17 protein-coding genes are annotated in these 11,967 nt (G+C 60.6%); 9 read left to right on the top strand and 8 right to left on the bottom strand.

Annotation, left to right across the window (positions count from 1 at the left end; translation table 11 throughout):
- Positions 1 to 21: 21 nt before the first annotated feature.
- Both Q1A51_RS17670 and Q1A51_RS17665 read right to left on the bottom strand, forming a co-directional pair.
- A complete protein-coding gene (locus Q1A51_RS17670; RefSeq protein ID WP_299604312.1) occupies positions 22 to 456 on the bottom strand; it encodes a MarR family transcriptional regulator in 435 nt (144 codons plus the stop codon).
- A complete protein-coding gene (locus Q1A51_RS17665) occupies positions 456 to 749 on the bottom strand; it encodes a putative quinol monooxygenase (protein ID WP_299604310.1) in 294 nt (97 codons plus the stop codon). The genes Q1A51_RS17670 and Q1A51_RS17665 overlap by 1 nt, the downstream gene beginning before the upstream one ends.
- A 162-nt stretch (positions 750 to 911) precedes the next feature.
- Here Q1A51_RS17665 and Q1A51_RS17660 point away from each other — a divergent pair, with 162 nt between their 5' ends.
- Positions 912 to 1,457, top strand: coding sequence for an AAA family ATPase (locus Q1A51_RS17660; protein WP_299604307.1), 546 nt, complete (start codon positions 912 to 914; stop codon positions 1,455 to 1,457).
- 4 nt (positions 1,458 to 1,461) lie between these two features.
- Complete coding sequence (locus Q1A51_RS17655; protein WP_299604305.1) at positions 1,462 to 2,310, top strand: DMT family transporter; 849 nt, start codon at positions 1,462 to 1,464, stop codon at positions 2,308 to 2,310.
- Here the strand turns inward: Q1A51_RS17655 and Q1A51_RS17650 are convergent.
- Entirely contained in the window at positions 2,276 to 2,728 is a 453-nt protein-coding gene (locus Q1A51_RS17650; protein ID WP_299210253.1) for an NUDIX domain-containing protein, read from the bottom strand. The genes Q1A51_RS17655 and Q1A51_RS17650 overlap by 35 nt on opposite strands.
- A gap of 71 nt (positions 2,729 to 2,799) precedes the next feature.
- Here Q1A51_RS17650 and Q1A51_RS17645 point away from each other — a divergent pair, with 71 nt between their 5' ends.
- Positions 2,800 to 3,570: an alpha/beta fold hydrolase gene (locus Q1A51_RS17645; protein WP_299604303.1), complete on the top strand. Its 771-nt coding sequence runs from the start codon at positions 2,800 to 2,802 to the stop codon at positions 3,568 to 3,570.
- Positions 3,554 to 4,702, top strand: a complete 1,149-nt coding sequence (locus Q1A51_RS17640) for an alpha-D-ribose 1-methylphosphonate 5-triphosphate diphosphatase (RefSeq protein ID WP_299604301.1) — start codon at positions 3,554 to 3,556, stop codon at positions 4,700 to 4,702. The genes Q1A51_RS17645 and Q1A51_RS17640 overlap by 17 nt, the downstream gene beginning before the upstream one ends.
- On the opposite strand, the gene Q1A51_RS17635 is transcribed toward Q1A51_RS17640, so the two are convergent.
- Together Q1A51_RS17635 and purE are read right to left on the bottom strand one after the other, a co-directional pair.
- The gene (locus Q1A51_RS17635) at positions 4,699 to 5,766 is read right to left on the bottom strand and encodes a 5-(carboxyamino)imidazole ribonucleotide synthase (RefSeq protein ID WP_299604299.1); all 1,068 of its coding nucleotides are present in this window, start codon (positions 5,764 to 5,766) and stop codon (positions 4,699 to 4,701) included. The genes Q1A51_RS17640 and Q1A51_RS17635 overlap by 4 nt on opposite strands.
- Positions 5,759 to 6,253: a 5-(carboxyamino)imidazole ribonucleotide mutase gene (gene purE / locus Q1A51_RS17630; protein WP_299210245.1), complete on the bottom strand. Its 495-nt coding sequence runs from the start codon at positions 6,251 to 6,253 to the stop codon at positions 5,759 to 5,761. Before purE ends, Q1A51_RS17635 begins: the two co-directional genes overlap by 8 nt.
- Before the next feature lie 136 nt (positions 6,254 to 6,389).
- Here purE and Q1A51_RS17625 point away from each other — a divergent pair, with 136 nt between their 5' ends.
- Positions 6,390 to 6,749 carry a hypothetical protein gene (locus tag Q1A51_RS17625; protein WP_299604296.1) on the top strand — a complete coding sequence of 120 codons (360 nt, stop codon included), beginning with the start codon at positions 6,390 to 6,392 and terminating at the stop codon, positions 6,747 to 6,749.
- Between the two features lie 3 nt (positions 6,750 to 6,752).
- Here Q1A51_RS17625 and Q1A51_RS17620 read toward each other — a convergent pair whose 3' ends face one another.
- Positions 6,753 to 6,977: a DUF465 domain-containing protein gene (locus tag Q1A51_RS17620; protein ID WP_299210241.1), complete on the bottom strand. Its 225-nt coding sequence runs from the start codon at positions 6,975 to 6,977 to the stop codon at positions 6,753 to 6,755.
- 156 nt (positions 6,978 to 7,133) lie between these two features.
- Here Q1A51_RS17620 and Q1A51_RS17615 point away from each other — a divergent pair, with 156 nt between their 5' ends.
- A complete protein-coding gene (locus Q1A51_RS17615) occupies positions 7,134 to 7,544 on the top strand; it encodes an Hsp20 family protein (protein WP_299210238.1) in 411 nt (136 codons plus the stop codon).
- Between the two features lie 3 nt (positions 7,545 to 7,547).
- Positions 7,548 to 7,772: a DUF1150 family protein gene (locus tag Q1A51_RS17610; RefSeq protein WP_299210236.1), complete on the top strand. Its 225-nt coding sequence runs from the start codon at positions 7,548 to 7,550 to the stop codon at positions 7,770 to 7,772.
- Positions 7,773 to 7,970: 198 nt separating this feature from the next.
- On the opposite strand, the gene Q1A51_RS17605 is transcribed toward Q1A51_RS17610, so the two are convergent.
- On the bottom strand, positions 7,971 to 8,420 hold the full coding sequence (locus tag Q1A51_RS17605; protein WP_299604294.1) for a MarR family transcriptional regulator: 450 nt from the start codon (positions 8,418 to 8,420) through the stop codon (positions 7,971 to 7,973).
- Positions 8,421 to 8,483: 63 nt separating this feature from the next.
- Here Q1A51_RS17605 and Q1A51_RS17600 point away from each other — a divergent pair, with 63 nt between their 5' ends.
- Complete coding sequence (locus tag Q1A51_RS17600) at positions 8,484 to 9,944, top strand: multicopper oxidase domain-containing protein (RefSeq protein ID WP_299604292.1); 1,461 nt, start codon at positions 8,484 to 8,486, stop codon at positions 9,942 to 9,944.
- 38 nt (positions 9,945 to 9,982) lie between these two features.
- Here Q1A51_RS17600 and Q1A51_RS17595 read toward each other — a convergent pair whose 3' ends face one another.
- Positions 9,983 to 11,407, bottom strand: a complete 1,425-nt coding sequence (locus Q1A51_RS17595; RefSeq protein WP_299604290.1) for an MFS transporter — start codon at positions 11,405 to 11,407, stop codon at positions 9,983 to 9,985.
- Between the two features lie 113 nt (positions 11,408 to 11,520).
- Here Q1A51_RS17595 and Q1A51_RS17590 point away from each other — a divergent pair, with 113 nt between their 5' ends.
- Positions 11,521 to 11,934, top strand: a complete 414-nt coding sequence (locus Q1A51_RS17590) for an Rrf2 family transcriptional regulator (protein WP_299604288.1) — start codon at positions 11,521 to 11,523, stop codon at positions 11,932 to 11,934.
- Positions 11,935 to 11,967: the final 33 nt, after the last annotated feature.

Genomic DNA, 11,967 nt, shown 5'->3' with positions numbered 1-11,967 from the left:
GATCACTTGGCCCTTGAACGCTCATACTTCGGACTTGTGCAAAAGGGCGAAGTAGCCGGGCAGGACACCGGCAAAAACCCCGTGACCCTTTTCTGTCAGGCTCAGTTGCTTTTCGCGTTGGTCGGCAGGTTGCTTGGTGGCGGGGGCAAGTAACCCCTTGTCCATCAGGCTTCCAATCGCCTTGCTCAGCACCGGCTTTGACACATCCAGCCGTTTGGCAATTTCAGCCGCCGACAGGCTGTTGCGATCGGGTTCCCGCACGATCATCATCAACGACAGAAACTGCGTTTGTGAAAGGGTGTGGGTGCGCAGGAACGCCTCAATGTCGCGCAGCAGGATACTTGCTTGGCGCAGACGCTCCAGCACGGTCAGCACGTGTACTGCGTCAACGTTGGGGACGTCCGCCGTCACGCCTGCAATCATTTCAGTGCTGGGCAGCTCTTTCAGAAAGAACATCAGGCGTGCCGCCGCATCCGCACGATCTCAACCGGTTCTACCAGCCAGTCCTCATAGGCGGCAAAGACACGTTTTATATAGTCCATGTCATAATGCGCATCGAGCGCGGCGTCGTCCGCCCAATGCTCCACAAGATAGAGTGCGCCTGTGTCCTCCACTCCCACATTCAACTCAAACCGGTGGCACCCCGGCTCGGCGCGGGTGGCCGACAGAATACCCTCGATTGCCGCTAGGGCGTCTGATTTATGCTCGGGTTTCGGACGAATGGTAGCGAACACGCTGAGCTCGGTCATGGCAGATTCTCCAAATGGTTAGCATGATAACTATATGGAGCTATGCTGAGCAGACACAAGAGCTGCTGGCGGGTCGGCCCGGACATGCCTCTGCCGGTGCTCAGGCTCCAATCGCGGCGCGTCCTATTGCACCTGTTCCCACCTTGCGCCACGGTCCGACACATGCAGCGTGTAATGATCATCGGGCAGCCCGGATCCGGCAAATCGACCCTGGCGCGGCATCTGGGGGACAAGACGTTTCTCCCCGTCATCCATATCGACCACATCCACTGGAAACACGGATGGGTCGAGCGGGACAGGGCTGAAAAGACACGGATGACACTCGATGCCATTGAACAGTCAAAGTGGATTTTCGAAGGCGGACACAGCGCGACATGGCCCGAGCGGCTTGCTCGAGCAGATACGCTGATCTGGCTCGACCTGCCTGTCGGGCTGCGCCTGCGCCGCGTGATATGGCGATCCCTGCGGTACTTCGGTCAAAGCCGACCGGACTTGCCCGAAGGATGCCCGGAACAACTTGATTGGGACTTCCTGTCCTTCATCTGGCGGACGCGCAACAGCTCCCGCGAAAAGGCGCGTGCGCTCTATGAAAACGCACCTCGGGACAAGACCAGATATCACTTCACGACCCCCGCCCAGGTCCACAACTTTCTGTCAGACCTTGAAACGGCACTTGCCATCGGCAACCTCGGCATTCCACACCGCTGATACCATGCGCCTGATCCTTTTGACCTGCCTCACCATGATTGCCTTTGCCGCCAATTCGGTCCTGAACCGTATGGCGGTCGACAGCGGTGCCATCGACCCGTCCAGCTTTGCGATGATCCGCGTGGTGGCGGGGGCGGTTGCTCTTTGCATGATCCTGACGGTGCGCGGCGGTGGCCTTCCACTGCTGCAGCGCGGACGGCTTGTCGGCGCCACAAGCCTCGCTGCATACATGATCGGCTTCTCGCTAGCCTACGTGACGCTGGACGCGGGCCTTGGTGCCTTGATCCTGTTCGGTACCGTGCAGGTTAGCATGTTCGGCTGGTCGGCCATGCGCGGCGCGCGCCCGACGGCGCGACAGGTTGCGGGGGCAGGCATTGCCTTTGCCGGGCTGTTGATTGCCCTCTGGCCGACGGACGGCGCGGGCGGAGATATCGCCGGTGCCCTCTTGATGGTCATCGCCGGGCTTGGCTGGGCCGCGTACACCCTTGCGGGCAAAGGGGCGCAGGACCCGCTGTCCGCCACTGCGGCCAACTTTGTTGTCGCGACGCCACTGCTGGCGGTATTGCTGCTTGGAACGGGCCTGCACGCCGCGCCATCTGGCATTGCGCTTGCCATCCTGTCGGGGGCCGTCACGTCCGGCCTGGGCTATGCGCTGTGGTACTCGGTCCTGCCACGGCTTCAGGGGCAGACAGCAGCAGTGGTGCAGTTGAGCGTGCCCATCATCGCAATCGCAGGCGGTGCCTTGCTTTTGGGCGAAGCCCTGTCGCTCACGCTTGCGCTTTCCGCAGCCCTGGTCATTGGCGGCATCGCAATTGCAATCACCGCATCAGCGGCTCAATCGGGTCGTAACTGACACCTGCGCCGCCAAAGGCAACAGCCCCAAGGCTGTCGGGCTTGTGCGGCACCTGCGACAGTTCCTCTGCCGTCAGCCAACGCCGCTCGGTCACAACCGCTTCGGCATCGTGCCACACCTCCGGGCGTAGCGTCCCGGGAACAATGGTGCAGCGAAAGAACACCTCGACCTGATGAAACTGGCTGGGCGGATCATGGTATTCATTGACCAGACACGGCGCGCCAACTTCGACCGTCAGCCCGGTTTCTTCATGGACCTCACGCGCCAGGTTGTCCGGCAGGCTGCTGCCAACCTCGACCCCGCCTCCGGGGGCACACATCAAGGCGCTCTTGGCCGTGTGCCATGCGTTGACCATCAACAGACGTTCATCCTCGACGATCACGGCGCGGACGGCGATGCGGGGGGATTTCGGGCGCATGGGCAAAACCTTTCCAAGGGCGACGACGCGTAATCATTCCATAAGCGGGCGCATGGGGCTATCTCAAGGGTATGAGATGGATTGCTGTCCTTGTTCTTGTTCTGATTGCCGCAAGTGCCCGCGCGGATTGCGTGGTGTTGTTGCACGGGCTTGCCCGGACCGAGGCATCGCTTCTGGTGCTGCAACAGGCGCTGCTCACGGATGGCTACCGCGTTATACGCCCGGGCTATCCGTCCACCAACGAAACGGTTGAGACGCTGGCACGTGACGTTGTGCCCCGTGCCCTCGAAAGCTGCGGTGCCGAAACGGTGCATTTCGTTACGCACTCGATGGGGGGCATTCTTGTGCGCTATTGGTTTGCCAACCATGGCGTGCCCGCCAATCTGGGCCGTGTGGTGATGCTGGCCCCGCCCAACCGTGGCAGCGAAGTGGTGGATGAACTTGGTGACCTTGAGGCTTTCGGCTGGTTCAACGGCCCCGCAGGCCGGCAACTTGGCACGGGTGATGACAGCCTGCCGCGCAGCTTGCCCGCCGTCACATACCCAGTGGGCATCATCGCTGGGGAACAATCCCTCAATCCCTATTTCTCGTCGCTCCTGCCGGGGCGGGATGATGGCAAGGTGTCGGTGCTGGCCACTCCGGTGGCGGGCATGTCCGACCACATCGTGCTGCCTGTCACCCACACCTTCATGATGAACAACCCGAATGTCATCGCGCAGGTGCTGACCTTTCTTGACAATGGTGCTTTTGACCGCGAACTGCGCTGGATTGATGCCGTGCTGGAACAGCTGGGATGTCCGGACGGGGGTTGCCTGCAAGGAAGCGATGATGCTGAAAATTGATCTGGTTGGCGGTGCGGTTCTGCAGCCCTCCGGACTGGAAACTGCCCGCCTGTCGATGGCTGATGGCGTTGTGGTCGATGCGCCTACGGGCCGGTCCGCCGATCTGAGCGGGTACCGCATCCTACCCGGTATCGTCGACGTGCATGGCGACGGGTTTGAACGGCACATGGCCCCGCGCCGGGGCGCGATGAAGCAGATGAACGAAGGGATTGTTGCGGCCGAGGCCGAGATCGCAGCCAACGGTATCACCACCGCCGTCATGGCCCAGTTCATCAGTTGGGAAGGCGGGCTGCGCAGCGTCGACTTTGCCGATCAGGTGTTCAACGCCATGATCGCCACGCGCGGTGACGTTGTAACAGACCTGCGCCCGCAATTGCGGTTCGAAACCCATATGCTTGACCTTTATGCAGAGTTGCCTCAGCGCATTTCGGACTGGCAGGTGGGCTATGTCGTGTTCAATGATCATCTGCCGCATGACCGTTTGGCGGACGGGTGCAAACCACCGCGCCTGACCGGGCAGGCGCTCAAGGCCGGGCGGAACCCGGATGTCCATTTCCAGATGCTGTTGGACCTGCATGCGCGCGGGGACGAGGTGCCCGAGGCGCTTGATGCGCTGTGCACGCAGCTTCGACAACAAGGCGTGCAAATCGGCAGTCACGACGACACTAACGCTGGTCAGCGCGCCGCATGGCGCGCGCGTGGGGCAACCGTTGCCGAGTTCCCTGAAACGGCACAGGCGGCAGAGGCCGCGCACGCTGCGGGTGACCTCGTTGTGTTGGGATCGCCCAATGTCGTGCGGGGCGGATCGCACAAGGGTAACGCCTCCGCGCTGGACCTGATCACCATGGGGTTTTGTGACGCAATCGCATCCGACTACCACTACCCATCGCCGCGCCGCGCAGCACTCATGCTGGCCAAAAGCGGGCTGATGGATATGGCCGGGGCATGGGCGCTGGTGTCGTCCGGCCCTGCGAAAGTGTTGGGCCTGACGGATCGCGGTACGCTCGCGCCGGGCAAACGGGCGGATATCGTGATCCTGGATGAAACGGACCGGGTGGCCGCCACACTCTCGGGCGGGCGGGTCAGCTACATGTCTGGTGATATCGCGCAACGCTTCGTGGCAGCGGCCTAGCCGACCACGCGGTTTACATGGCCCATCTTGCGGCCCGGACGGGCTTCGGCCTTGCCATAAAGGTGCACGGCGGTGCCCGCCTCGGCAGCCAGTGCCGGAACCCGATCCACATCATCCCCGATCAGGTTTTCCATGACCACATCGGAATGGCGTTGCCCATCGCCAAGCGGCCAGCCCGCTATGGCGCGGATATGCTGCTCGAACTGGTCCACAACGCACCCGTTCTGGGTCCAGTGACCCGAATTGTGCACACGCGGCGCAATCTCGTTCACGATCAGACCCTGAGGGGTGACAAACAACTCAACGCCCAGCACCCCCACATAATCCAGAGCATTCAGGATGTTGGCTGCCAGCAGGACCGCATCGGTGCGCTGGCTGGCGCTCAGGCGGGCAGGGACGGTGGTGGTGTGCAGGATACCATCCTTGTGCACGTTCTCACCGGGATCAAAGCAGGCAACAGCCCCATCCAGCCCACGGGCCGCGATGACGGATACCTCGTGGCTGAAATCTACAAAGCCTTCCAGGATTGCAGGCGCGCCGTTCATCTCGGCAAGCGCAGCCTCGGCCCCCGCCGCATCCATGATGCGGGCCTGTCCCTTGCCATCATAACCAAAGCGACGGGTCTTCAGGATCGCCGGTGTGCCAATATCGGCAATCGCCTTGATCAGCGCGTCCACATGGGGAATGTCGGCATAGGGTGCCGTCTTCAAACCCAAACCGGTCAGAAAGTCCTTTTCCACCAAACGATCCTGGCTCACCCGCAGCGCTTCGCGGTCTGGACGGATCGGCACGTGATCCTCAAGGGCATCCAGCGTCAGCGTGGGGATGTTCTCGAACTCGTAAGTGACAGCGTCAACGGTGGTGGCAAAGGCGTAAAGGGCGTCGTTGTCCTCGTAGGGGGCTGTCGTCACCATATGGGCCACATCACCCGCTGGGGGTTGGGCGGACGGATCAAAGACATGCGTGCGCAAGCCCAAACGGCTTGCAGCAACGGACAGCATACGGCCCAACTGGCCGCCGCCCAGAATTCCAATGGTCGATCCCGGCGCCAGTGGCTCAGTCATCGCTCGGCACCTCAGGGATGGATGCGGACAGGGCGTCGCGCCATGCCTCCAGCCGCTCGGCCAAGGCCGGGTCCGACACGGCCAGAATGCCCGCGGCCATCAGCCCTGCATTGGCCGCACCTGCTGCCCCAATCGCCATAGTTGCCACTGGGAAACCGCGCGGCATCTGCAGGATGGAATAGAGACTATCAACCCCGCTCAGCGCCTTGGTCTGCACCGGCACACCAATCACAGGCACGCGGGTCTTTGACGCCATCATGCCCGGCAAATGGGCCGCACCGCCGGCACCCGCAATGATCACCTTCAATCCCCGGTCCACAGCCGTCTTGCCGTAATCCCACAGCCGATCCGGCGTGCGATGGGCGGACACGATGTGCGCCTCGTACGGCACCTCAAGCGCGTCCAGCATCTCGGCAGCTTCACGCATGGTGGGCCAGTCCGACTGGCTGCCCATGATGATGCCAACGGGGGGAGGGGTGTCTGTCATCTCAAATCGCCCTGCGGTCAGAAAGCGCGCACTATAGCCAGATCGCGGCGCGGGGCAATGGCGGCACAGCGGGTTTCATTTGACACGATGCTGCGCTGCGGCAAGGCTGGCAGCATTGAGACAAGGAGATTGCAAAATGATGACCCCGTTTGACGTCTGGGCGCCCATGTTCCGCGCCCCATTTTCCGGCGATGTGACACAGGAAATCGTGCCGCGCGTCTTTTCCCCTGATATCGCAGGCAGCGCCGAGATTGAGGCCAGGATCCAAACCGATGTGGCCAGCTACGGCACGCAACTGGGCAAGGTGCTCGAAGCATTGCAGACCCTCGCGGCGGCAACCAAGACGGACCTGCCCGAGATCGACGCACTGGTGGCCCAGATCGAAGGCGTAAAGGATCAGAGCAGGGATACGATCCGTGCGGATGCCGAACGCGCCCTGGCACGGCTCAAGGCGGTGGACAGGGACGGGTGGCACACCCTCACGCGCGGCGAATAGGGATCAGGCGATGATATCGGGGGTCAAACGATCCTCGATGATCGCGATCTGGTCCTTCAGCCTAAGCTTTTTCTTCTTCAGGCGCTGGATGGTCAGCTGGTCGCCCGTGGCCTTTTCCTGCAATGCATGAATGGCTTCGTCCAAATCACGATGCTCGCGTTTGAACACTTCCAGTTCAACGCGCAATACCTCGTCGGTCTTCATCGAGATATCAGAAGGAGCATTCATGATGCGATTCCAAGCAATTGCAGAGGCTTTAATATAATCACAACCCTGCGATACGCCTAGACCTTGTTCCCAACATGGTTTCTGCCCATATTTATACCATCCGCTGCCGCATCAGGGGTGGATACAGACTGTCGCTTGACCAAAAGGACGTGTCGCATGACGAAGATGACCCTTGCCTCGTACCCACATATGTTGGGATTCGAGCAACTTGAACGGCTGCTGGAACGCACAGCCAAAAGCTCCGAGGGCTACCCTCCGTTCAATATCGAACAGACATCAGACTATTCCTACCGCATCACGCTTGCCGTGGCAGGCTTTGCGGAAGTTGACCTGTCAATCACCGTGGAAGATCGCCAGCTTGTGATCCGGGGCCGTCAGGCCGAAGAGACCGAAGAACGCGTTTTTCTGCACCGTGGCATCGCTGCGCGACAATTCCAGCGCAGTTTCGTCCTCGCCGACGGTGTCGAAGTGGGCGAAGCCATCATGGAAAACGGTCTGCTACACGTCGATCTCACCCGGTCAAAGCCCGAAACAATCGTCCAGACGATCAACATCAGGAAAGGATAAGTCATGAACACGCCTTATGATTTGAACGCCGATGTGGGCCGGATGGTCTATGTAAAGGCCATCGATGTGGATGCCCTGCCGCAAGAGGTGCAGGAGCAGGCCGAAGGGCTGGACCAGCTCTTTGCCGTGCACGATGCCGAAGGGCAGCAATTGGCCCTTGTGGCTGACCGCAAACTGGCCTTTGCGCTGGCGCGTCAGCACGACTACGCACCTCAGCCACTACATTGATACACTGAGCCGTCTGGCCGCTTGCGATAGCGAACAGCACGTCGTCTTTCTGCGCTTTGCGTGGGCTTCGCTTTGATGACCAAGGCAACCCCGCTCAATCCGCTTGTGATCGCTGGGTAGGCCAGCGATCACATTTGTACGGGCAATCAAGTGCGCTGCATCCGGCTACAAAGGGTATTCGGAATGCCGCTGCCCCTCTCAGGGAGACGTCTTGGATAACAGTTCGACAAGACACTGCCGCATGACCTCTCGCCCGTCTTCTCCAAGCACGTCCGCGATCTCTTCCTCTATGCCTCGGATTTGATACGCTGCGATCGTACGCCACCGTTGCCCCTTGTCGGTGATCGAAACGACCTTGTCCCGCTTGCTGCCGGGAACCGGATCAACGGACAGCATGTCCTGTGCCACAAGGCGATCAACTGCCTGTTGCGCCGCCTGGCGTGAAAACCCCATTTCGCGGTGTATGTCTGACAATTTGATCGTGCGTCCGCGAAGCTGTGCAAACACCCGAATGTCTGCTGGGCGCACAGTCGCGAATTCCGTCTCGGCCCGCGCATCGTCCATCTGCTGGTTCCATTGCGCAAGCAACGTCATCATCAGGCCCTTGATGTTTCGCCCGAGAAAGTCGTCGTCCTTTTTATCAATCACGGTTGACAAAATACCTTCTGATACCCATTCATCAACCATAGTTGATAAGGGTTGGGGGCTCCAATGGACAGACGTGCTTTTCTCAGGACGGCAGCTGCGGGCGCGTTTGTGGCAAGCGGTAGCTTGGTGTGGGCTCAATCGCTGCGACGTCTTCCCGTGATCCCGTTGACTGACCTGACCGGTGGTATCGATGGCCGCATCCCGCTTGCCCTGGGCCCGGGCACCCACGATTTCGGCACGGGTACGGCCAGCCAGACCTTTGGCATCAACAACAGTTACTTGGGTCCGGTCTTGCGGGTGCGACAGGGGCAAACACTGCCCTTCGATGTGCGCAACGGCATCGATGAAGTCTCTACATTGCACTGGCATGGCCTGCACATTCCGGGCGACGTGGATGGCGGGCCGCATCAAGAGATCGAACCGGGTGCCACGTGGTCGCCCGACGTGCCCATCGTTCAAAGCGCGTCCATGAACTGGTTTCACTCTCATATGCACGGAAAGACCGCGCAGCAGACATACAAGGGTCTGGCAGGGGTGATGCTGATCGAAGATGACGCGAGCCTGTCAGCCGACTTGCCCAAGACCTACGGCGTCGATGACTTCACGTTGGTTCTTCAGGACAAGGCGTTCGATCCTGCTGGGCAGATGACCTATGAATCGACCGGCGAAGTCTTCGAAGATGGGTTTGAAGGGGACACTTTGGTGGTCAACGGGGCCATCGCGCCCGTTGCCCAATCCGTGCCAACAGGGCTGGTGCGCTTGCGCATCCTCAACGCCTGCAACGCCCGGTTTCTGGACCTGTCGATGGCAAATGGCCCCCTGACGGCCATCGCATCCGATGGCGGGTACCTTTCCTCAGCGGTCGAAGCGGAAAGCATCCTGATGTCGCCCGGCGAACGCTACGAGGTGCTGGTCGATATGAAGTCGGTCGACAGCAATGCTCTGAACGTCAGCCTGGGTGGAGGCGGCGGTTTCCTGGCAAACTGGTTCGGGGGCAACCAGACGATTGCTGCACTGACCCTGACTTCGAATGGAGGCAAGGGGTTTTCCGGCACCATGCCAAACACCCTCGCAAACCTTTCGCCGCCTGATCGCTCGCAAGCCACCACGACCCGCTCATTCCAGCTCGAGATGGGCGGGGGCGCTGACCTCGCCGCGCTGGCGCTGGCCTGGGGCAATGTCTGCGGCGGCGGTGTGATGAGCATCAACGGACAACCGATGCGCATGGACAGGATCGACGAACGGGTCCGCAAGGGCGATACCGAGATATGGAGGATCGCGGTGGACGACATGTTGCACCCGTTTCATATCCACGGATGCTCCTTCCGTATTCTTACTCAGAACGGCACCGAACCACCGGCCTATGCCCAAGGCTGGAAAGACATGGTGCATGTCGAAGAAGGCTGGTCCGAAGTCCTGGTCAAGTTCGAACACGACGCGCCAGAGGATGCCCCGTACATGTATCACTGCCATATCCTCGAACACGAAGACTGCGGGATGATGGGTCAGTTCACCGTGACTTGATTCACCGTCACTGTCTGCTTCCGGCGCGCGCGTTCGCGTCAACCTGTCACCGCATGTCGCTGAAAACGCGCTCCAAGACCGCAAAGGGCCGTAGCCGCTGCAAAGACGATCGCCGGAAACCAAAGTGCCAACGCAGCAGCTTCAGCCGTCGTGGCCTGCGGGTTTCCAAGGTACAGACCGCCAACGATGGCGATACTAAGGGTGATACCGATCTGCTGCCCGGTTTGAATGACGCCTGAAGCAGCGCCGGCAAACTCCTTGGGCGCCAGGGCCAGCGTGTTCGACATGAGAGAGACATTGCTCAGCCCCATGCCAAACCCGATCATGGAAAGGGGCAACAGCAGGGACCAGACCCTGATGCCATCGCCAAAAGTCCAGAAGGCCAGGATGACCAGAACAACACCGCCGCAGGTCAAGGCCGATCCAAGGCAGGGCAGCGCCCATCGGTTTGCCGGTGCGATGCGTCCGGCAACCGCAGCGCCCATCGCGGCGAACACCGGATGCGCGACAAGGACAACGGCTACCGCACCGGGCGACAATTGTGGGCCCGCCTGCAATGCCAGGGCCAGCAAGAACGAAACCCCCGCGATGCCACAGAAAACCAACAGGATCATCGCTGTGCCTTGCAAAAAGGGGCGGGACAGCAACAACGCACCGGGCAACAACGGCTCGACGTCGCGACGCACGTAATACAGTTGGTTGCGTGCCACATATGCCAAGATCAGCAAACTGAGCGGGGGAATGGCCACGATCCAAATGGGCCACCCAAACACCCTGCCTTGCACCGCTGCATAGACCAATCCGGTGACGGCCAGCGCGACCAGCGCACCGTTCCGCACGTCAAGCCTCTTCAAGGTCCGGGTGGCGTCACGGGGCACATACACAGCGACCACAGCGGCTGACAGAACACAGGGTGTGAGTGCTGCCAGGAAAACCATGCGCCAGCCCAGACCAAAGGGATCGACGGTCAGGATCAGGCCGCCGACAATCGGGCCCGCGATGGCCCCCAGCGCGCTCACCATGCCGAAATACCCAACCGCACGCCGCCTTTGCTCGGGCGGCAAGATCACTTGGGTCAGGGCAAGGACTTGGGGCATCATGGTCGCTGCACCGATGCCCTGACAGGTGCGTGCGATGATAAGCGTTGCGATGTTTTGCGCGGTGCCCGCCCCAAGCCCACCGATTGCAAATGCAAGAACGCCAATCAGAAAAAGGCGGCGGCGCCCCAGCACGTCGCCAAACCGCCCCAAAGGCAACAGCAACGCGGCAAAGGGCACCAGATAGGCCAGCAAGATCCACTGGGATTGCGTTCCCGTCGCACCAAGGTCCCGTGCAATGCTTGGCACCGCCAGGTTCACCACCGTTACGTCCAGCAGAGACACAAAGGCCGCAATCAAAAGGGCCCAGACGGCGATCCATTGGGCCTTCGTTGCAGGCTGGGGCAAGGTGTGAAGCAGTGACATTATCGCACTCCAATCTCGATTGATTCACGTGACTTTTAATGTCACATGATAGGTGCCGTCAATCTCTCGTGATAACAATTGTCACAAGATGTCAGTTTGGATATGTATGTCGCATGAGAACAGACAATCGGCTTCCCAGGGTGCTGCACATACTGCTGCATCTGGACGAGATAGATGAGCCAGTGACATCGGAACGCATGGGCGAGATGTTCGGAATGGACGCGTCATTGGTGCGACGCACCATGGGGGGATTGCGCAAGCATGGCCTCGTGACATCGACCAAGGGGCACGGTGGTGGCTGGCACCTGCAACGCCCCCTGTCTGAAATCAGTCTTATGGATGTCTACATCGCGCTCGGCTCACCAAGTGTTTTTGCCATCGGCGCACCAGAGCCTTCGTCGCCCTGTCTGCTGGAACATGCCGCAAGCGACGCAACTCGGGCAGCGATGGGCGCGGCCAGACAGGTGTTCGAAAAAGAGCTTGGCCGCGTTTCTGTTTCCGACCTTGCCCGGAATGCCCGGATTTGAAGCGCATACTTCCGTCCCGCACGGTTTTGATCG

Origin of the sequence: uncultured Tateyamaria sp., assembly GCF_947496075.1 — a bacterium.
Classification (GTDB): domain Bacteria; phylum Pseudomonadota; class Alphaproteobacteria; order Rhodobacterales; family Rhodobacteraceae; genus Tateyamaria.
This window is presented reverse-complemented; position numbering and strand designations above follow the sequence as displayed.

Coding starts and splice junctions, on each gene's coding strand:
- Q1A51_RS17625 (WP_299604296.1), top strand. CDS start 6,390: ATGATGACCCCGTTTGACGTCTGGGCGCCCATGTTCCGCGCCCCATTT.
- Q1A51_RS17620 (WP_299210241.1), bottom strand. CDS start 6,977: ATGAATGCTCCTTCTGATATCTCGATGAAGACCGACGAGGTATTGCGC.
- Q1A51_RS17595 (WP_299604290.1), bottom strand. CDS start 11,407: ATGTCACTGCTTCACACCTTGCCCCAGCCTGCAACGAAGGCCCAATGG.
- Q1A51_RS17640 (WP_299604301.1), top strand. CDS start 3,554: ATGATGCTGAAAATTGATCTGGTTGGCGGTGCGGTTCTGCAGCCCTCC.
- Q1A51_RS17645 (WP_299604303.1), top strand. CDS start 2,800: ATGAGATGGATTGCTGTCCTTGTTCTTGTTCTGATTGCCGCAAGTGCC.
- Q1A51_RS17665 (WP_299604310.1), bottom strand. CDS start 749: ATGACCGAGCTCAGCGTGTTCGCTACCATTCGTCCGAAACCCGAGCAT.
- Q1A51_RS17655 (WP_299604305.1), top strand. CDS start 1,462: ATGCGCCTGATCCTTTTGACCTGCCTCACCATGATTGCCTTTGCCGCC.
- Q1A51_RS17600 (WP_299604292.1), top strand. CDS start 8,484: ATGGACAGACGTGCTTTTCTCAGGACGGCAGCTGCGGGCGCGTTTGTG.
- purE (WP_299210245.1), bottom strand. CDS start 6,253: ATGACAGACACCCCTCCCCCCGTTGGCATCATCATGGGCAGCCAGTCG.
- Q1A51_RS17660 (WP_299604307.1), top strand. CDS start 912: ATGCAGCGTGTAATGATCATCGGGCAGCCCGGATCCGGCAAATCGACC.
- Q1A51_RS17610 (WP_299210236.1), top strand. CDS start 7,548: ATGAACACGCCTTATGATTTGAACGCCGATGTGGGCCGGATGGTCTAT.
- Q1A51_RS17650 (WP_299210253.1), bottom strand. CDS start 2,728: ATGCGCCCGAAATCCCCCCGCATCGCCGTCCGCGCCGTGATCGTCGAG.
- Q1A51_RS17670 (WP_299604312.1), bottom strand. CDS start 456: ATGTTCTTTCTGAAAGAGCTGCCCAGCACTGAAATGATTGCAGGCGTG.
- Q1A51_RS17590 (WP_299604288.1), top strand. CDS start 11,521: ATGAGAACAGACAATCGGCTTCCCAGGGTGCTGCACATACTGCTGCAT.
- Q1A51_RS17615 (WP_299210238.1), top strand. CDS start 7,134: ATGACGAAGATGACCCTTGCCTCGTACCCACATATGTTGGGATTCGAG.
- Q1A51_RS17635 (WP_299604299.1), bottom strand. CDS start 5,766: ATGACTGAGCCACTGGCGCCGGGATCGACCATTGGAATTCTGGGCGGC.